Source organism: Streptomyces sp. TOM-9, assembly GCF_056858595.1.
The window spans coordinates 6,124,730-6,143,255 of the sequence record NZ_JBXEQB010000001.1 but is presented as its reverse complement, the minus strand read 5'-3'; the positions used below and the strand labels follow the sequence as shown (position 1 = coordinate 6,143,255).

The following is an 18,526-nucleotide window of genomic DNA, read 5'->3' as shown; positions in this document are numbered from 1 at the left end:
GGAGGGGGTGGGAAGGGAAAGGGAGGAGGGACGGCCCGCGTCAGGTCGGCAGGGGCGCGGGGAAGGACACGGTGAAGCTCGGGATGGGGGGCTCCGAGGGCGTCGCGGAGTCCGACGGTGTGGCGGAGGGGGAGCCGTCGGACGGGCTCGGCCCTGCCGTGGCCGTGGTCCGGGTGCTGCTCGGTTGCGGTTCGCTGCGCGAGGCCCGCGGGCTGGGCGAGTTCGACGGCGAGGGGCTGCCGCTCGCCGAGGCGGAGGCGTCGGCGGAGCCGGACTCCGAGGGCGCTGCCGAGGACGCGGTCGCCGACGGCTCGCCCACCGCCACGGTCACCGGGGGTGTGGTGACGCTGGGCAGCGGTGCGGGGGCGACCGGACGCAGGGGCCTGATCTCGGGCACTCCGGGCTGCAGGATGGGCGCGATCGGCGGCTGCGGCGGCAGCGGCTTGGGGGTCACCCCGCCCACCCATGCGGCGCACAGCGCCGCAGCTCCGGCGAGTGTGGCCCCGCCGATGAGGAGCCTGAGCCGGAGGTTCCCCTCCGTGGCGCGGACGACGTGGCGGACGAGCCGGCCCCCGAGGCGCACCGACAGGTACGCCGCCCCCGCCAGGGGGAAGATCAGCATCAGGCTGCCGATGACCCCGACCGTCCCGGCGGCGAACTGGCCCTCGGCGAAGGCGGAACCGGTCCCGGTCAGCTGCTCGGCCAGGGACCGCAGGCTCGTCTCGAGCAGGCGCGGCAGGTTCCACAGCACGTAGCCGAGCTCGGCCAGCAGCAGGGGCACCATCGTCAGCACCCAGGTGGTGACGATGATCCGGGCGGAGCGCTTGAGGTCGGAGACCTCGGGGGGCACCGGGCGGCCCGGGAGCATGCTGCGCAGGATCGGCTTGATCTTGCCGAAGAGGTCCGGGACGCCGGCGAGGTCACCGAGGATGTAGTAGCCGTCCAGCCGGACGGCCGGCATCAACTGCTCGATGATCTCGAAGTGGGCCAGGTAGATGGCGGCGAGGAAGAAGGACTGCCCGGTGGCGAAGTAGCCGCCCGCCAGGGCCAGTATGAAGACGACGTTGAAGTAGACGCCGCCCAGGTCGGTGCGCATGCGCCCGCCCCGGCCGATCCGGTAGACGTCGGTGACGTCGGTGTACATCGACGGCCAGATGAGGAAGATGCCGCAGCCGATGGCCCCGGGGCGGGCCCCGCCGTAGCGGCACGCGGAGGCGTGCCCGAACTCGTGGAAGACGAGCGAGGCCACGGTCAGCGCGAACACCACGAGCATCAGCACCGGCTGCTCCAGCACCTGGAGCACCGGGGTCATCGCCCCGTGGACGGCGAACAGCCAGATCTCCATGGCGACCGCCGTCGCGAGCACCAGCGTCACCGCCAGCGGACGGTGCAGCCAGGCCAGGGAGCGGGCGATCCGGGCGACCTGCCGCTCGCGGAAGATGACCCGGTGGCCCTTCAGGACCAGCAGGAGGTCCGCGGTGGGCCCGGTGACCTCGTCGTCCTCCTGCCCGAAAGGGACGGTGACGCCCAGCGGCTGGAGCTTGTTCTCGATCAGGTAGTGCACGTTCTCGGCGCTGACCTCACGGCCGAAGCGCCCGCTCACCCGGTGCGAGATGGCCTCGGTGTCGCGCCGTCCGTCGATGGCGCGGGCGACCAGGTACAGCAGCCGGCTCAGCTGCACGACCTGCCCGTCCCCCCGGCGGACGATGTACCGGGGTTCGGTGGTCCCCGAGCCCTTGTACTCGCCGAGGAGTTGCAGGCCCGCGCCGAGCCGCGGGACGGGGAAGCCCGTGTCGTGGAGGGGAGGTTCCATCACGTCCGCGCCGTAGACCGCCGTTCCCGTGGGGCCGGGGCCGTGAGCAATGTGACTTTCCGTCACCGTCCTGCTCTTCCTCCCGAGACGGACCGCGCCACGACGGGCGCGGTCCGCACACGTACGGGTGTTGTTACTGGCGGATGTTGATGGCCTGGACGGCCTCGGACTGGGCGACCGCGAACGGGGAGAACTGGTTCGCCGCGAGCGACTCGTTGTGGGCGTCGACGTGCGCGATGTTCTTGGTCACGTGCGTGGTCTTGACGAAGCTGAACTTCAGCTTGCCCAGGGCCTCGCGGCCGGGCAGCAGCTCCGCGGACTCGGCGTCGAGCTGGTCCATGTTCATGGGAGGGGGATACCTTTCTCGGTATGCGGAAGGAGGTGGAACGCCGACTACTGCTTGATGTTGATGGCCTGGGTGGCCTGCGACTGGGCGACCGCGTACGGCGACCACTCGTTGGCCGCGAGCGACTCGTTGTGGGCGTCGACGTGGGCCACGTGCTTGGTCACGTGCGTGGTCTTGACGAAGCTGAACTTGAGCTTGCCCAGGGCCTCGCGGCCGGGCAGCAGCTCCGCGGACTCGGTGTCCAGCTCACGCATGTCGAGCATGGGGGATCCTTCGTACGAGGGGTGCGGACGGGGGCCGGGTCCCAGAACCCGTCCATCCACACCGGACGATCTGTCTGACGGCGTTGGACAGTAGTCGGGCACCACGGGCCCGGCAAGCGATTCGGACCCATGACTGTCCGTCAACACGGTCGCTGCGCAAGGGAAACGACAGGTGGGAGCGCCGGCGAGGGCACCTCGGACACCCGGCCCCACCCCCCGGATATCACTCGAACGGGTCAATCCGCCCCCTGCCCGATGTGGGGAAGTCCCGGCAGAGGGGGCGAAGCGCGACGAACCGGTGGCTATCCTCTCGATCCCCGAGGCGCTTGGGCCGACCAAGCCTCCGGTGAGAGGGGTGCACGTGCTTGTCGTTCAAGGGGCGACCGCCACCGCCGTCGTCCGCCACCGGACCGGAGAGCCGGTGGTCCTGCTTTCCGGCGAACTCCCCGCGGTCCTCACGCCGGCCGCCCTGAACGAACTGCTGAATCTGGCCGCGGCCGTCCTCACGGCCGAGGAGATGACCCTCTTCCGCAGTTGCCTGACCGCACTGCGCTGCGGGGAGAATCTCCAGGAACGCCGTATCGAGGTCAGCGGCGCCGTCCTCACCGTCTACAGCAGCTGACCGGAACCGAATTCCACCATTTTGGATTACATTTCCCGGGGCATTTTCAAAACGTCCGGAGTGGGCGACATGCCGAATACAGATCACCCTGGAGGGTGTTTCCCCGGCGTCCCCCGAGGGATACCCGGGCGCCAACTCCCGAAGCTCAGGAGCGGTTTTCCCGCGGAAACGGGGGTAAGCCGACGGGTCGCCCGTTCGGCCGCGCGGCACCGATCGGCGGAATGAATGCGGCACAAGTCCCGAGTAACGTCTGGCGGGCCATCCGGCAATTCACCGAGTTTGAGGAGAAATGCGGTGAGAAAATTCGTTCGCGCTGCCGCAACGGCGGCACTGGCCACGGTCGCCCTGGCGGTCCCCATGACGGCGACGGCATCCGCAACCCCGTCCCACTCCGCGTCCGGCCACTACCGGAACGCCGGGCACGGCAACTGGGGCGGGGACTACGGCCGCTGCGGGCCACGCCACTGGGGGTACGGCAGGTGGGACGATCGCTGGGACCGCGGCCGGGGCCACGGCCACGGTCGCGGCTTCGCCCACCACCGGTACGACCGCTTCGGGTTCGGCCGGTACTGGCAGGACCGCGACTGCGACTGCCGCTACCGCTACTGAACCGGCCACCCATGACGTGGGCCCCCGGGAAGGGGACTTTCCCGGGGGCCCACCCCTGTGCGCATTCCGTTCCGCACGCCCCGCCGCTCAGCTGCTGTAGACGGTGAGGACGGCGCCGCTGACCTCGATACGGCGTTCCTGGAGTTTCTCCCCGCAGCGCAGTGCGGTCAGGCAACTGCGGAAGAGGGTCATCTCCTCGGCCGTGAGGACGGCCGCGGCCAGATTCAGCAGTTCGTTCAGGGCGGCCGGCGTGAGGACCGCGGGGAGTTCGCCGGAAAGCAGGACCACCGGCTCTCCGGTCCGGTGGCGGACGACGGCGGTGGCGGTCGCCCCTTGAACGACAAGCACGTGCACCCCTCTCACCGGAGGCCCCGGGTCCACGAACTCGTCGTCCCGAGACTGGAGAGAATATCCCCGTGCTCCCCACTCTTTGTCCGTTCTGGGTTACTTCACCACCACACGCCCCGTCAGGCACGGCATGGGCATGGCCAATCGGACGCCGGGTACCGGTCAGCGGACTGCAGCAAGGGCCAAATCAGCACGCTGCTGCACCAGATGGACCGGGCCGTCCGCAGTAGACGCCGAGCGGCGTTTGGCGTTGCGATGTTCCCTGCGCCGGCGCGCGCCCCCAGGGGTCAGCCGGACTCCGGACCGGACGCCGACCGGGGCTCGGTGGAGCTGCGGAGGAGCGATTCGACGAGGGCGGCGACGTGCCGGCGGTCGGCTTCGGACAGTTGCTGGACGCTGGCGATGAGGGTGGCCACCTCGGGGTCGGGGGTGGTGCCGGTGCCGTCCTCGACGTACAGGTGGATCCCGCAGGCCTCGGCCGCGGCGCGGCGTACCGCCTCCAGCGGCAGTTCCAGCCCGCGCGACAGGCCCTCCAGCGTGGACTGCTGCGGCATCCGGGCCACCCGCGCGGTTGTCGCCAGGTGATGCACCGTCGACCGCGGGACGCCACCGCGCCGCGCCACCTCACCGTACGACCAGCCCCGCTGCTCCAGCCGGCGCTTGATCAGTTCCTGCAGTGCGTTCACCACGGGATGGATTCTTCCTGCTAGCACGTCGGTTGACCCGTACGAGTGAGATCGAGTCTACAGCGGCCCCACCCGCCCGACCCGGACCCACACCCCCTCACCTGCACCTTCACCCCGGCGTGCCACGTCGGCCGGACCGAACTGCCGCGAAATGCTTGCCGCGGGGCGCACCAGGGACTAGCGTCCAATGTCATCAGACAACTCGTCCGATGGCTATGGACGGCGCGGTGCGGACCCGCTTCCGCCCGACCGCCCCACCGGGCTCCCCTGCGAAGGCGGTCCGCACCCCGGAATCCCGACGGTGATTCTGCGCTTCCCCGGGCGGTTTCATCCGGCGTCGCCAAAACTGCCCTCCCTCCTCCGAAACCCGTACCTTCAACGCTCCGGGACGCGGCGCGTCACGCCCGGCGCCGGTGACGTCGGACGGAATCTAGGGGTGATCAACGCCCCCGAAACCCGGTTGCCCAAAACTGGCCGCTTTTGCCCCATCCGATCAAGTGATTCAACGTCATGGGCATTGCTCTCCGCACATGCCGGCAGCAGATATATGCATGCTTCGTCGGCTTCCCCGGCCGGACGGTGTCCGTGCGCCGATCACTCGCAGCAGAATCCGGGAGTGGTATGTGCGACGAATTCTGCGGGCCCGCCCTCGCGGCATGGCTCGCCCGAGGAGCCGGTGACCCACGGCGCCGCCTCGACGAGTGGGCGCGCGCCAGGAACCGGGTGACGCTGCTGCCGGCCGGCCACCGGTGGGACGCCGTCAGGATCCCCGAACGGCCGGGCCACGAGGTCCTGGCACGACTGCAGGACAGCACCGCGCCCGTGGGGCCCGTCATGTGGGACCGGCGCTGCGGCTTCCTGTACTTCCTGGTGCCGCCGCGCGCCGAGGACGTCTGGTCCCCGCTCGGGCTGCGCTTCCTCACCCTCGGCGGGTGGCTGGCCGCCGCCGACCCGCGCAGGCCGGCCCGGCACCCGGCCCTGTGGATCCACTCCAGGGGCGCCGTGGAACTCACCGGCCCGGCATATCTCTACATCGCCTGCCTGGAGGTGCTGACCGCCGGCGCCCGCCCCCTGCGGCGCGTCCCCGCGCCCCTGTGAGACGGCCGCCGGCCCGTCACACCCGCAGCGCCCGCCCGCCGCGCACGGCACGTACGCCCCGCACGGCGCGCAGGATGCGCACCACCCGGCGCACGGCGCGGTGACGGCGGAGGGCCTCGGCGCGGACCGGGCTGCCCCCGGGCAGGCGCAGGCTGGTGAGGCGGCGGCGCTTGAAGTACCGGGGGTGGCGCGGCAGATGACGGCGGAGCCACTCCTCGGCCTCCGGGCGCAGCCCGGGGTGGAGACGGGCCTGCATGCAGTAGCCCACGGTCCGCAGCAGCGGGGCGAGGGTCCCCTCCACCACCTCCGCGGTGAGGGCCGGCGGGCGGCCGGCGAGGGCGACGTCCCGCTCCAGGTCCGGGAGGGCGGCGTCGACGAGGGTGAGCGGGATGCGGCCCTCGCTCTCGTACGGGGCGATCCGCTCCAGCAGCGGCCCGGTGCCGACGCGTGCGGCGGGGATGCCGTGCAGGGCCGCGGCGGTGAACAGGGCGGTCGAGGAACAGCCGACGACCAGCGCGGGACGGAACCGCGCGAGCAGGGCCTCGGCGGCGACGGGCCCCTCCAGGACCGCCAGTTCCACGCCGAGCCCGGCGGCGGCCTTGCCGAGCGAGGACGTCAGGTCCTCGGGCGCGCCGGGATCGGGGGCGTAGACCAGCGAGGTGTGACCGGCCGCGACCGCTCCGCGGAGCATGCGCACGTGGAGCCCGGCCTCCTCCCGCCCGTCGACGAGGCCGCTCGCGCTCAGGTGCTCGCCGAGCAGGAGTGCGGTGTGCCGCTCGGGAACCGGCGGGACGAGGGCGGCCATGCCCTGGAGCGTGCTCAGCAGCACGTCCTTCGGGACGGCCACGGGCTCCACCGCGTGCTCGGCGAGCAGCAGCGGGCGCAGCCCCGGCAGCAGGTCGACGTGGAGCAGCCGCGCGATACGGCAGCCGAGGCCGGCCGGCAGCCGGTCGGCGGTGGGTCCGTAGCCCGTCAGGCCGGCGGCGTACACGTGGACCGGGCTCTCGGCGAAGATCTCGGCGACCGAGCGCGCGGGCGGCGAGTGCGGCGCCTCGCAGACGATCTCCACGGGTCCCTCGCCCAGCTCCCAGGCGAGCCGCAGTGCCCGCTCCCACAGGGTGAGGTCCTCCTCGCGGGGCGACCAGTCGGCCGGGTGGTGCGGGGCGATGGCGGCGTTCCAGGAGCGCACGGCGTCGAACTCGGGCATCAGCGCGGCGAAGCCCGGCGTGCGGTCGAGGGGCGTGGCGAGCTCGGGGACGGCCGAGACGTCGCTCACCACGAGAAGACGGCGGCGGCCCCCACGGGGTCCGAACAACCCCGCCCGGATGGCCGCCGTGACGGTCGCCGCCGCGTAAGGGGTGGCGGCGAAGAAGATCTGGGTCATCCACTCGTCCTTCGTGTCGCCGCGCGCCCGGCGCGGCATCCGGTCCGGGGCGCGGCGCTGCCGCTCGTGGCCCAGCATCACGGACCGGTTCCTCCCGGTCCAAGCCATGGCGCCGGATATCACCGGTCCGAGTGAGCGGGGCCCGGAACGGCCCCGGAACACGGCCCCGGAACACGTCCGCGGAAAAAACTTCCTCCGACGTGTCGATCCGCGCGCCGCCCGTTCGACGCGTAGGCAGGAGCGGGGAGGATCCCCACCCGTGCCTGAGGAACCCGTACCTGAAGAAGGAGAACGCGATGCGTTTCATGTCCCTGATCCGGATCAACGAGGACAACGTCCCCGAGGGCGGCCCCGACGAGCGGCTGATGGAGGAGATGGGCAAGCTCATCGAGGAGATGTCCAAGGCCGGCGTGTTGCTGGACACGGCCGGTCTGCGGCCGACCTCCGAGGGGACGCGGCTGCACTGGGACCACGGGAAGCTGTCCGTCGTCGACGGGCCCTTCACCGAGTCCAAGGAGTTCATCGGCGGATACGCGATCGTCCAGGCGAAGTCGAAGGAGGAGGCCGTGGAGTGGACCAAGCGCTTCCTGCAGGTCCACGGCGACGCCTGGGAGATCACCTGCGAGCTGCGGCAGGTCGAGGAGGCCCCCGAGCTCTCCTGAGGCGCCCGGAGCGCCGCCGGTTGCCCTCGCCCGGAGCGGCTGCTCTGATGGGTGGCTGTGACGGCTCCGGCTCCAGGTACCGATGACGCCCGCCGCGCGATCGAGGCGGTGTGGCGGATCGAGTCGGCCCGGGTGATCGCCGGTGTCGCGCGGATCGTGCGCGACATCGGCGTCGCCGAGGAGCTCGCGCAGGACGCCCTGGTCGCCGCCCTCGAGCAGTGGCCGGGCGCCGGCGTCCCGGACAACCCCGGTGCCTGGCTGACGACCACGGCAAAGCACCGGGCGATCGACCTCGTCCGCCGCAAGGAGGTCTTCGCGCGCAAGCTCGTGGAACTCGGCCACACCCTGGAGGGCGGCCAGGCGTACGAGCCCGACTTCGCGGCTGCCGAGGCGGCCGCCGACGGCGACATCGAGGACGACCTGCTGCGGCTGGTCTTCACCGCCTGCCACCCCGTGCTGTCCACCGGGGCCCGCGTGGCGCTCACCCTGCGGCTGCTCGGTGGTCTGACGACCGCCGAGATCGCGCGCGCCTACCTCGTCCCCGAGGCGACCGTCGCCCAGCGCATCGTGCGGGCGAAACGGACGCTTGCGAAGGCGGACGTGCCCTTCGAGCAGCCGCACGGGCCCGACCGGGTCGAACGGCTCTCCTCCGTCCTGGAGGTCATCTACCTGGTCTTCAACGAGGGCTACTCGGCGACCGCGGGCGACGACTGGATGCGCCCGGCGCTGTGCGAGGACGCCCTGCGCCTCGCCAGGGTGCTGGCCGGGCTGATGCCCAAGGAGCCCGAGGTCCACGGCCTGGCCGCGCTGCTGGAGATCCAGGCGTCCCGTTCTGCCGCCCGCACCGGCCCGGACGGGCAGCCCGTCCTGCTGGCCGACCAGGACCGGCGGCGCTGGGACCAATTGCTGATCCGGCGCGGCTTCGCCGCCCTGGCGCGCGCCGAGGCGGCGGGCGGTCCGCCGGGCCCGTACGCGCTGCAGGCCGCCATCGCCGCCTGCCACGCCCGCGCCCTGCACGCGCGGGACACGGACTGGCGGCGGATCGCCGAGCTCTACGCGGCCCTGGCGCGGCGCGCGCCGTCCCCGGTGGTGGAACTCAACCGGGCGGTCGCGGTCGCCATGGCGTACGGACCGCAGGAGGGGCTCGCGCTCGTGGACGGGCTCACCGACGAGCCGTCGCTGCGCGGCTACCACCTGCTGCCGAGCGTCCGCGGTGACCTGCTGGAGCGGCTCGGCCGGTACGCCGAGGCCCGCGAGGAGTTCCTGAGCGCCGCCTCCCTGACCCGCAACGAGCGCGAGCGTGCCCTGCTGGTCGAGCGCGCCGCCCGGGCGAGCCTGGCGGCTAAGGGGTAGGCGGCCGGGCGCCGGGTCCCGGGCCTCGACGGCGGCCGGCGGTGCCGTCGATGGCCTCGACGACCGGGTGGCGGTGCGCCTCGGACCCGCGCAGGGCGTGCAGCATGACGAGCATCATCAGCGGGCACATCAGGGCCACGGCGAGGATGAAGATCGCACCGATCGGCACACCGAGCCCGACCGCGACCACCACCGCGACCGCGGCGACGAGCCCGTACAGCCCGTAGTGCCGGCCGGTCGCCCTCGCCTTGTCCATCGCGGCCTCCCGCGGTCTCGCCGACGGCGTGGATTTCATCGTACGGCCGCGGGCGCGTGCCGCATCCGGACGCCGACGGCCCCTGCGCGGGGCCCGGGTGACGGGCGGGCCCGGGGGGACGGCACGCGCCCCCGCAGTCACCCGCGGACTCCCACGCGCCCTCACCGAGGGGGTGCCGGGCGGGTGGACATACGTCCCGCTCATGGGATCATCCTGCGGTGCGCCGCCCGCGGCGCGGCGGGAACCGCGGCCCGCGCGGGACACCCATCGTCGTCGACACCCGAGAGGGACAGGGCATGACCGGAACGGCGAGCCGCTACCTCTACCTCACCCGGCACGCCGAGGCGCTGCCGGACGGGAGCGGCCTGACGGAGAACGGCTTCCGGCAGGCCGGACTGCTCGGCGAGCGGCTGGGGGGCTCCCCGGTCTCCGCCGTCCACCACGGTCCGCTGCCCGGGGCCGCGCAGTCCGCGGCGCTGATCGGCGAGCGGCTGGGGAGCGGGGTGCCCGTGGCGTCCAGCGAGCTCGCGGGGGACTATCCGCCGTACTTCCCCGCGGAGTCCGAGCTGCCGCCGGACAGCGCGTACTACCTCTCCCGCTTCCTCGACCACTTCTCCGCCGAGGAGCGCGCCTGGGGGCCGCACTGGGCCGCCGAGGCGCTGACCCGGTTCGCCGGGCCGATGGCGGCGGGCAAGGCGGCGCACGAGCTGGTCGTGACCCACAACTTCCTGATCGGCTGGCTGGTCTCGGCGGCGCTGGACGCGCCCCGCTGGCGCTGGCTCAGCCTCAACCACGCCAACGCCGCCCTGACGGTGATCCGCTACACCCCCGGCCGGCCGAACTCGGTACTGCTCCTCAACGACATGCGGCACCTCCCGGAGGAACTGCGCTGGACCGGTTTCCCGGCCGAGCTGCACTTCTGACGGCGCTCGCCCGGTCCCCCGCCGGACACCGGACACCGGACACCGCGCGCGGCGTACGCCCCGCGCGCGGGCCCGGTACCCGGTCCGGGGACCTTGTGGCCTATGGCAACCTCAAACCGGGCAGTGTTAGAAATGTCGGCATGGTCGACGTTTTCGACCGATTCGGGGCGTCACAATGCGGTCACTGACCGAGAAGAGCCCGCGGAGCGTCGCCGGACAGGTCTTCATCCTGCAGGTGGCGATCGTCGTGCTGCTCGTGGCGGGCGGCGTGTTCGCGCTCGTCGTGCAGTCCCGGCACGACAGCGAGCGCGAGGCCGTGAACCGTTCGATCGCGGCGGCGAGCACCTTCGCCCGCTCCCCCGGCCTGGTGGACGTGCTGGAGGAACCGGACCCCTCCAAGACCCTCCAGCCCATCACCGAACTGGCCCGCAAGGAGGCCGGGGTCGACTTCATCGTGGTGATGGACACCAAGGGGATCCGCTACACGCACCCCATCCCCGGCCGGATCGGCCAGCAGTTCGTCGGCACCATCGGGCCGTCCCTGCAGGGCAGGGTCTACACCGAGAGCGTGCAGGGCCCGCTCGGCCACGAGGTCCAGGCGGTCGTGCCCGTCTTCGACCCCGTCGCCGACCCGCACGGCCAGGTCGTGGCACTGGTGTCGGCCGGCATGAAGGTGAAGAACGTGACCGGCGTGGTCGCCAGGCAGCTGCCGATCATCCTCGGCGCCGGCGCGGCCGCGCTCGCCTTGGCCATGGGCGGCACCGCCCTGGTCGCCAGACGGCTGCGCCGGCAGACCCACCGCCTGGACGCGGCCGAGATGACCCGCATGTACGAGCACCACGACACCGTGCTGCACTCCGTGCGGGAGGGCGTGCTCATCGTCGACGAGGACGGTCGGCTGCTGCTCGCCAACGACGAGGCCAAGCGCCTGCTCGACCTCGCCCCCGACGCCGAGGGCCGGCGGATCACCGACCTGCCGGGGCTCGAACCGGACACGGTCGAACTGCTGACCTCCCAGCGGGTGGCCACCGACGAAGTGCTGCCGGCCGGCGACCGCCTGCTGGCGGTCAACCAGCGTCCCACCGACGGCCACGGCGGCCCCAAGGGCTCGATCGTGACCCTGCGCGACTCCACGGAGCTGCGGGCGCTGTCCGGCCGCGCCGAGGACGCCAGGGAACGCCTCAAGCTGCTCTACGACGCGGGCCTGGGCGTCGGCACGACCCTCGACGTGGTGCGGACCGCCGAGGAGCTGGCGCAGGTCACCGTGCCGCGCTTCGCGGACTTCGTCACCGTCGACCTGGCCGACCCGGTGCTGCGCGGCGAGGAGCCGAGCGGCACCGCCGGCTCCGACATGCGCCGCACGGCCGTCAACGGCATCCGCTCCGACGCCCCGCTCTACCCGCTCGGCAGGCTGATCGACTTCCTGCCCTCCACCCCGCAGGCGCGCGGCTTCGGCAGCGGCCGTGCGGAGATCGTCGCCGACCTCTCCGCGGACCCCGGCTGGCTCGCCCAGGACCCCGAGCGCACGGACCGGGTCGTGGGGTACGGCATCCACTCGCTGATCGCGGCCCCGCTCAAGGCCCGCGGCGTGGTGCTGGGCATCGCCAACTTCTGGCGTTCGGAGAAGCCGGAGCCGTTCGACGAGGAGGACCTCTCGCTCGCCGAGGAGCTCGTCGCCCGCGCCGCGATCAACATCGACAACGCGCGCCGCTACACCCGCGAGCACGCCCTGGCCGTCACCCTGCAGCGCAGCCTGCTGCCGCGCGCGCTGCCCGAGCAGAGCGCCCTGGACGTGGCCCACCGCTACCTGCCCGCGCAGTCCGGCGTCAGCGGCGACTGGTTCGACGTGATCCCGCTCCCCGGCAACCGGGTGGCGCTGGTCGTCGGCGACGTCGTCGGCCACGGGCTGCACGCCGCCGCCACGATGGGGCGGCTGCGCACCGCGGTGCACAACTTCTCCACCCTCGACCTGCCGCCCGACGAGCTCCTCGGCCACCTGGACGACCTGGTCGGCCGCATCGACCAGGACGAGTCCGGCACCGGCGTCGGGGCCGGCGTCATGGGTGCCACCTGCCTGTACGCGATCTACGACCCCGTCTCGCGGCGCTGCGTGATGGCGCGGGCCGGACACCACCCGCCCGCCCTGGTGCGCCCCGACGGCGGCGTGGAGTTCCCCGACCTGCCCGCCGGGCCGCCGCTGGGCCTGGGCGGCATGCCGTTCCAGACGGCGGAGCTGGAGCTGGCGGAGGGCACCCAGCTGGTCCTGTACACCGACGGGCTGATCGAGGACCGCAGGCGGGACCTCGACGTCGGCATGGAGATGCTGAAGCAGGCCCTGGCCGCCCACCCGGACCGGCCCCCCGAGGAGAGCTGCCAGGCCGTGCTGGAGGCGCTGCTGCCGGGCCGTCCCAAGGACGACGTGGCGCTGCTCATCGCCCGCACCCGGTGCACCCCCGCCGACCACGTCGCCGAATGGGACGTGCCCCTCGATCCCGCGGCCGTGTCGGGGATGCGGGCCGCCGTCGCGGAGAAGCTGGACGAGTGGGGCCTGTCGGAGCTGGCGTTCGGCATGGAGCTGGTGCTCAGCGAACTGATCACCAACGCGATCCGCTACGGCTCCGCGCCCATCAGGGTCCGGCTGCTGCTGGACCGCACGCTGACCTGTGAGGTGTCCGACGGCAGCAGCACCTCGCCGCACCTGCGCTACGCCGCCACCACCGACGAGGGCGGCCGCGGGCTGTTCCTGGTCGCGCAGGTCGCCGAACGCTGGGGCACCCGCTACACCCCCGAGGGCAAGGTGATCTGGGCGGAGCAGCCGCTGCCCGCCTGGGCGGACCGCGCCCTGGACGCGGGCGCGCGGCTGACGGGCGCGGTCGACGCCTCGACGCGGTGAACGCCCCCGGGCTCAGCCGGACGTCCGCGCCAGCACACGGGCCCGGCACCGGGCCGGCGTGCCCCAGGCGGAGCGCAGCGCGCGGGCCTTGGTGAGCCACAGGGACAGGTCGTACTCGGCCGTGTAGCCGAGGGCGCCGTGCAGTTGCAGCGCGGTCCGCGCAGCCCGGTACGCGGCCTCGCCGCAGGCCACCTTCGCGGCGGCGACGTCGGCGCCGGTCCCTGTCACCGCGGCGCCGTGCAGCAGGGGGCGGGCGAACTCCAGGGCGATCAGGGTGTCGGCCAGCCGGTGCTTGACGGCCTGGAAGGAACCGACCGGCACCCCGAACTGGTGGCGCCGGCGCACATGGTCGACCGTACGGGCCAGCAGCGCGAGCCCGACGCCGAGCGCCTGGGCCGCCGTGACGAGCGCCGCCAGGTCGGCGGCCCGGGCGGCCGCGGTCGCGACGGCGGGCCCGGCGGCCAGCACCGCCGCGGTGCCCTCCTGCGGGACGGCCAGACGCCGGACGGGGTCGAGGGAGGCCAGGACCGGGCCGTGGTCGCGGGCCAGGAGCAGCCGGTCGCCGCTCACGACCAGGACGGCGTCGGCGGCGTCGGCGTCAAGGGCGTGGCCGCCCTCCGGCGCGGCGAGACCCAGCACGGCCCGTCCCGCGGCGACGCGGGGCAGCCACTCCTTGGCCGGCCCCGGGTCGGGCAGCGCGTCCAGGAGCGCGGCGGCGGCCACCGTCTCGACGACCGGGCCCGGTAGGGCGTGCCGCCCCAGCTCGACGAAGGCGAGGGCGAGCTCGACGGGGCGCGGGCCGTAGCCGTCGTAAGCCTCCGGCACGGCGAGCGCGAAGAGCCCGGCGTCGGCCAGCCGGGCCCACAGCCGCCGCCCCGGTGCGTGCTCCCCCGCGGCCCAGGCACGCGCCGCCTCCGGCGTCCCGGCGGCGGCGAGCATGCGGTCCAGGGCGTGGGCGAAGTCCGCCTGCTCCACGGTCGGCAGGAACCTCATCGGCGACGCCCCCTCGGCAGCCCGAGCAGCCGCTCGGCAATGATGTCGCGCTGGATCCCGCTCGTACCCGCACACGCAGGACGACGCGAGTCACCAGCGCCGTACGCCCCGGCACGGCCGGCACGAAGCGCCCGGCAGCAGCGGGCCGGACCGTGCTCCCCCACGCCCCGGGCGCCCGGCAGGAACCTCATCCGCGACGCCCCCTCGGCAGCCCGAGCAGCCGCTCGGCGATGATGTCGCGCTGGATCCCGCTCGTACCCGCACACGCAGGACGACGCGAGTCACCAGCGCCGTACGCCCCGGCACGGCCGGCGCGAAGCACCCGGCAGCAGCGGGCCGGACCGTGCTCCCCCACGCCCCGGGCGCCCGGCAGGAACCTCATCCGCGACGCCCCCTCGGCAGCCCGAGCAGCCGCTCGGCGATGATGTCGCGCTGGATCTCGTTCGTACCCGCGTAGACGGGCCCCGCGAGCGCGAACACCCAGCCCTCGGCCCAGGGGCCCCCGGCGGCCTCCCCCGGCGGCCCCAGGAGGTCCAGCGCGGTCTCGTGCAGGGCGATGTCCAGCTCGGACCAGAAGACCTTGGTGAGGCTGGAGGCGCCTGCTTCCGGTGCGCCGCCCTCGGCGGCGCGGGCGGCGCCCGCGTAGGCGGCGAGCTGGTACGCACGGGCGCCGATCAGCGCGTCCGCGACACGGTCAGCGGCGGCCGGGTCCGCGTCCTCGCCGCAGGAGTGCCACAGGGCCGCCAGGCGGCGCGCGGCCGCCGTGAAGCGGCCGGGGCTGCGCAGGGTGAGGCCGCGCTCGTCGGCCGCCGTGCTCATGGCGACCCGCCAGCCGTCGCCGGGGGCGCCGACCACGTCGGCGTCGGGCACGAAGACCTCGTCCAGGAAGAGTTCGGCGAAGGCCGGCTTCCCGTCGAGGCGGGCGAGCGGGCGCACGGTCACCCCGGGCGCGTCGAGCCCGAACATCAGGTAGGTCAGCCCCTGGTGCGGCCGCGGCGCCCCGGGGTGGCTGCGGAACAGCCCGAACGCGCGGTCGGCGAACGCGGCGCGGGAGGACCAGGTCTTCTGGCCGCGCAGCAGCCAGCCGCCCTCGGTGCGGGTGGCCGTGGAGCGCAGCGACGCCAGGTCGGAGCCCGCCTCCGGCTCGGACCAGGCCTGTGCCCAGATCACCTCGCCGCGCGCCATGGGCGGCAGGACGCGGTCGCGCTGCTCCTGGGTGCCGTGCTCCAGGAGGGTGGGCCCGAGCAGGCTGATCCCGTTCTGGCCGACCCGGCCGGGCGCCCCGGCGGCGTGGTACTCCTCCTCGAAGACCAGCCACTGGAGGAGCGTCGCGTCCCGCCCCCCGTAGGCGGCGGGCCAGGAGACGACCGACCAGCGGTCGGCGGCCAGCCGGCGCTCCCAGGCGCGGTGGGCGGCGAAGCCCTCCGCCGTCTCCAGGGAGGGCAGCGGGACGGCCGGGACGTGCGCGGCGAGCCAGTCCCGGGACTGGCGCCGGAAGGACCGTTCCTCCGCGGTGAAGTCGAGATCCACCCGCTCCCCCTTCCCTAACAAGTGTTTGGTAGATTAACGTCGGTGGTGTGACTCCACCACCCCCGTACCAGCCGGGCCACGCGCTGCTGGCGGACCGCACCGCGGTCGTCACCGCGGCGGCGGGCGCCGGCATCGGCGGCGCGACGGCCCGGCGCCTCCTGGAGGAGGGCGCCCGGGTGGTGATCGGCGACGTCCACCAGCGGCGGCTGAAGGAGTGCGCGGCCGCCCTGGCGGACGAGTTCGGGCCGGACCGGGTCGCCGCGCTCCCCTGCGACGTCACGGACGAGACCCAGGTCGCGGCGCTGCTCGACCTCGCGGAGCGCCGGCACGGGCGGCTGGACGTCGTGGTCAACAACGCCGGCCTCGGCGGCACCGCCGAACTGACCGAGATGACCGACGGGCAGTGGGCGCAGGTCCTCGACGTCACCTTGACCGGCACCTTCCGCTGCACCCGCGCCGCACTGCGCCGGATGAAGGCCTCCGGTGCCGGCGGCGTCATCGTCAACAACGCCTCCGTCGTCGGCTGGCGCGCCCAGGCCGGGCAGGCGCACTACGCCGCGGCCAAGGCCGGGGTCATGGCGCTCACCCGCTGCGCGGCGGTGGAGGCGGCGGCGTACGGGGTGCGGGTCAACGCCGTCTCCCCCAGCCTCGCCATGCACCCGCACCTGGTGAAGGTCACCACCCCCGGCCTGCTGGCGGAGCTGACCGCGCGCGAGGCCTTCGGCCGCCCCGCGGAACCCTGGGAGGTCGCCAACGTGATCGTCTTCCTCGCCTCCGGCTACTCCTCGTACATGACCGGGGAGGTCGTCCCGGTGAGCAGCCAGCACGCGTGAAGCGAGAATGATCCCCGTGCCGAAGACCACTCCGAAGACCACGCCGAGGACCACCAAGAGCCCCGCGGGGGCCGCGGCCCCCTCCGACGGGCGCCGCGCCGAACTCCTCGCCATCGCCGCCAGGGTGTTCGCCGCGCAGGGCTACGACGCCACCACCGTCCGGCGGATCGCCGACGAGGCGGGGATGCTCGCGGGCAGCCTCTACTACCACTTCGACTCCAAGGAGTCGATGCTGGACGAGATCCTCTCGGCCTTCCTGGACGAGCTGTGGGCCGGGTACGAGGACGTGCTCGCCACCGGCCTCGGCCCACGGGAGACCGTCGAGGCCCTGGTCACCGAGTCCTTCCGGGAGATCGACCGGCACCTGGACGCCGTCGCGATCTACCAGCGGGAGGCCCGGCAGCTGGCGTCCTCCCAGCCGCGCTTCGCCTATCTCGGCGATTCGCAGCGCAGGTTCGAGCGGCTCTGGCTCGGGACGCTGGAACGCGGCGCCGCCGCCGGGGTGTTCCGCGCCGACCTCGACCTGCGGCTGGCGTACCGCTTCATCCGCGACACCGTCTGGGTCGCGGCGTCCTGGTACCGGCCGGGCGGGCAGCACAGCCCCGAGGAGATCGCCCGGCAGTACCTGTCCATGGTGCTGGACGGCGTCACCGCCCGGGAATGACGCAGCCGCACCCGGTCCACCACCCGGTCCCCACGGAGGAGCAGTCATGGCCGAGGCCTACATCGTCGAAGCGGTCCGCACCCCGGTCGGCCGGCGCGGCGGCGGGCTGTCCGCGGTCCACCCCGCCGACCTCGGCGCCCATGTACTGAAGGCGCTGGTGGAACGCTGCGGGGTCGACCCGGCCGCAGTCGAGGACGTCGTCTTCGGCTGCCTCGACCAGGTCGGCCCGCAGGCGGGCGACATCGCCCGCACCAGCTGGCTGGCGGCCGGGCTGCCCGAGGAGGTCCCCGGCGTGACCGTCGACCGCCAGTGCGGCTCCTCCCAGCAGGCCGTCCACTTCGCCGCCCAGGGCGTGCTGTCCGGCACCCAGGACCTCGTCGTGGCGGGCGGAGTCCAGAACATGTCGGCCATCCCCATCGGCTACGCCAACCACCGGGCCGTCGAACCGCTCGGCCTGACCGCGGGCCCGTTCTCCGGCTCCGAGGGCTGGCGCGCCCGCTACGGGAGCACCCCGGTGAGCCAGTTCCACGGCGCGGAGCTCATCGCCGCGAAGTGGGGCATCACCCGTAAGGCCATGGAGGAGTTCGCGCTGCGCTCCCACCGGCGGGCGGTCGCCGCGATCGACGGGGGCCGCTTCGACCGCGAACTCACCCCCTACGCCGGTGTGACCACCGACGAGGGCCCGCGCCGCGACACCACTGCGGAGAAGATGGCCGGCCTCAAACCCCTGGTGGAGGGCGGGCGGCTGACCGCGGCCCTGTCCTCCCAGGTCTCGGACGGGGCCGCCGCCATGCTCATCGCCTCCGAGCGCGCGGTCCGCGAGCACGGGCTCACCCCGCGGGCGCGGGTCCACCACCTGTCGGTGCGCGGCGAGGACCCCATCCGCATGCTCTCCGCGCCCATCCCGGCGACCGCGCACGCCCTGAAGAAGACCGGGATGACCATCGACGACATCGACCTGGTCGAGATCAACGAGGCCTTCGCCCCCGTCGTCCTGGCCTGGCTCAAGGAGACCGGCGCCGACCCCGGCCGGGTCAACGTCAACGGCGGCGCCATCGCGCTGGGCCACCCGCTCGGCGCCACCGGCGTGAAGCTGATGACCACCCTCCTGCACGAACTGGAGCGCACCGGCGGGCGCTTCGGACTGCAGACAATGTGCGAGGGCGGCGGCCAGGCCAACGTCACGATCATCGAACGGCTCTGACCCGCCGGCCGGACGACCGGGAGGCCGAGCGCGGTATCGGCGCGAC

19 protein-coding genes are annotated in these 18,526 nt (G+C 73.6%); 10 read left to right on the top strand and 9 right to left on the bottom strand.

Annotated elements, in window-relative coordinates; genetic code table 11:
* Positions 1-40 precede the first annotated feature (40 nt).
* The 3 genes from AC1VWI_RS28800 to AC1VWI_RS28790 form a co-directional block, all read right to left on the bottom strand.
* Entirely contained in the window at positions 41-1,813 is a 1,773-nt protein-coding gene (locus AC1VWI_RS28800) for a zinc metalloprotease (protein WP_499516943.1), read from the bottom strand.
* Positions 1,814-1,946: 133 nt separating this feature from the next.
* Entirely contained in the window at positions 1,947-2,159 is a 213-nt protein-coding gene (locus AC1VWI_RS28795) for a hypothetical protein (RefSeq protein WP_431969350.1), read from the bottom strand.
* A 47-nt stretch (positions 2,160-2,206) separates the two neighbouring features.
* Positions 2,207-2,422 carry a hypothetical protein gene (locus AC1VWI_RS28790; protein ID WP_179280271.1) on the bottom strand — a complete coding sequence of 72 codons (216 nt, stop codon included), beginning with the start codon at positions 2,420-2,422 and terminating at the stop codon, positions 2,207-2,209.
* 361 nt (positions 2,423-2,783) lie between these two features.
* Here AC1VWI_RS28790 and AC1VWI_RS28785 point away from each other — a divergent pair, with 361 nt between their 5' ends.
* Both AC1VWI_RS28785 and AC1VWI_RS28780 read left to right on the top strand, forming a co-directional pair.
* Complete coding sequence (locus tag AC1VWI_RS28785) at positions 2,784-3,044, top strand: hypothetical protein (protein WP_499513903.1); 261 nt, start codon at positions 2,784-2,786, stop codon at positions 3,042-3,044.
* A 294-nt stretch (positions 3,045-3,338) separates the two neighbouring features.
* Complete coding sequence (locus AC1VWI_RS28780) at positions 3,339-3,653, top strand: hypothetical protein (RefSeq protein WP_499513902.1); 315 nt, start codon at positions 3,339-3,341, stop codon at positions 3,651-3,653.
* Between the two features lie 87 nt (positions 3,654-3,740).
* On the opposite strand, the gene AC1VWI_RS28775 is transcribed toward AC1VWI_RS28780, so the two are convergent.
* Both AC1VWI_RS28775 and AC1VWI_RS28770 read right to left on the bottom strand, forming a co-directional pair.
* Positions 3,741-4,001, bottom strand: a complete 261-nt coding sequence (locus tag AC1VWI_RS28775; protein ID WP_499513901.1) for a hypothetical protein — start codon at positions 3,999-4,001, stop codon at positions 3,741-3,743.
* A gap of 287 nt (positions 4,002-4,288) precedes the next feature.
* Positions 4,289-4,690 carry a helix-turn-helix domain-containing protein gene (locus AC1VWI_RS28770; protein WP_499513900.1) on the bottom strand — a complete coding sequence of 134 codons (402 nt, stop codon included), beginning with the start codon at positions 4,688-4,690 and terminating at the stop codon, positions 4,289-4,291.
* 618 nt (positions 4,691-5,308) lie between these two features.
* On the opposite strand from AC1VWI_RS28770, the gene AC1VWI_RS28765 reads away from it, so the two are divergent.
* Positions 5,309-5,785: a hypothetical protein gene (locus AC1VWI_RS28765; protein WP_499513899.1), complete on the top strand. Its 477-nt coding sequence runs from the start codon at positions 5,309-5,311 to the stop codon at positions 5,783-5,785.
* 16 nt (positions 5,786-5,801) lie between these two features.
* On the opposite strand, the gene AC1VWI_RS28760 is transcribed toward AC1VWI_RS28765, so the two are convergent.
* Entirely contained in the window at positions 5,802-7,169 is a 1,368-nt protein-coding gene (locus AC1VWI_RS28760; protein ID WP_499516942.1) for a polysialyltransferase family glycosyltransferase, read from the bottom strand.
* Positions 7,170-7,465: 296 nt separating this feature from the next.
* Between AC1VWI_RS28760 and AC1VWI_RS28755 the strand changes: the two genes are divergently transcribed.
* Positions 7,466-7,831: a YciI family protein gene (locus tag AC1VWI_RS28755; protein WP_499513898.1), complete on the top strand. Its 366-nt coding sequence runs from the start codon at positions 7,466-7,468 to the stop codon at positions 7,829-7,831.
* Positions 7,832-7,882: 51 nt separating this feature from the next.
* Positions 7,883-9,184 carry an RNA polymerase sigma factor gene (locus tag AC1VWI_RS28750; protein ID WP_499513897.1) on the top strand — a complete coding sequence of 434 codons (1,302 nt, stop codon included), beginning with the start codon at positions 7,883-7,885 and terminating at the stop codon, positions 9,182-9,184.
* Here AC1VWI_RS28750 and AC1VWI_RS28745 read toward each other — a convergent pair.
* Entirely contained in the window at positions 9,174-9,440 is a 267-nt protein-coding gene (locus AC1VWI_RS28745) for a hypothetical protein (protein ID WP_499513896.1), read from the bottom strand. The two genes, AC1VWI_RS28750 and AC1VWI_RS28745, sit on opposite strands and share 11 nt — an antisense overlap.
* Positions 9,441-9,736: 296 nt before the next feature.
* Between AC1VWI_RS28745 and AC1VWI_RS28740 the strand changes: the two genes are divergently transcribed.
* Together AC1VWI_RS28740 and AC1VWI_RS28735 are read left to right on the top strand one after the other, a co-directional pair.
* On the top strand, positions 9,737-10,363 hold the full coding sequence (locus tag AC1VWI_RS28740) for a histidine phosphatase family protein (protein ID WP_499513895.1): 627 nt from the start codon (positions 9,737-9,739) through the stop codon (positions 10,361-10,363).
* A 175-nt stretch (positions 10,364-10,538) separates the two neighbouring features.
* Positions 10,539-13,256 (top strand): SpoIIE family protein phosphatase, encoded by a 2,718-nt coding sequence (locus AC1VWI_RS28735; protein WP_499513894.1) that lies wholly within the window; start codon positions 10,539-10,541, stop codon positions 13,254-13,256.
* A gap of 12 nt (positions 13,257-13,268) precedes the next feature.
* Here AC1VWI_RS28735 and AC1VWI_RS28730 read toward each other — a convergent pair whose 3' ends face one another.
* Complete coding sequence (locus AC1VWI_RS28730; RefSeq protein ID WP_499513893.1) at positions 13,269-14,249, bottom strand: acyl-CoA dehydrogenase family protein; 981 nt, start codon at positions 14,247-14,249, stop codon at positions 13,269-13,271.
* 378 nt (positions 14,250-14,627) lie between these two features.
* Positions 14,628-15,779, bottom strand: a complete 1,152-nt coding sequence (locus tag AC1VWI_RS28725) for an acyl-CoA dehydrogenase family protein (RefSeq protein ID WP_499513892.1) — start codon at positions 15,777-15,779, stop codon at positions 14,628-14,630.
* Positions 15,780-15,826: 47 nt separating this feature from the next.
* On the opposite strand from AC1VWI_RS28725, the gene AC1VWI_RS28720 reads away from it, so the two are divergent.
* From AC1VWI_RS28720 to AC1VWI_RS28710, 3 genes are read left to right on the top strand one after another with little or no spacing between them, the layout of a single operon-like run.
* A complete protein-coding gene (locus tag AC1VWI_RS28720) occupies positions 15,827-16,612 on the top strand; it encodes an SDR family oxidoreductase (protein ID WP_499513891.1) in 786 nt (261 codons plus the stop codon).
* Between the two features lie 16 nt (positions 16,613-16,628).
* Positions 16,629-17,276: a TetR/AcrR family transcriptional regulator gene (locus AC1VWI_RS28715; protein ID WP_499513890.1), complete on the top strand. Its 648-nt coding sequence runs from the start codon at positions 16,629-16,631 to the stop codon at positions 17,274-17,276.
* A 46-nt stretch (positions 17,277-17,322) separates the two neighbouring features.
* The gene (locus AC1VWI_RS28710; protein ID WP_499513889.1) at positions 17,323-18,480 is read left to right on the top strand and encodes an acetyl-CoA C-acetyltransferase; all 1,158 of its coding nucleotides are present in this window, start codon (positions 17,323-17,325) and stop codon (positions 18,478-18,480) included.
* The last annotated feature ends 46 nt before the right edge of the window (positions 18,481-18,526 follow it).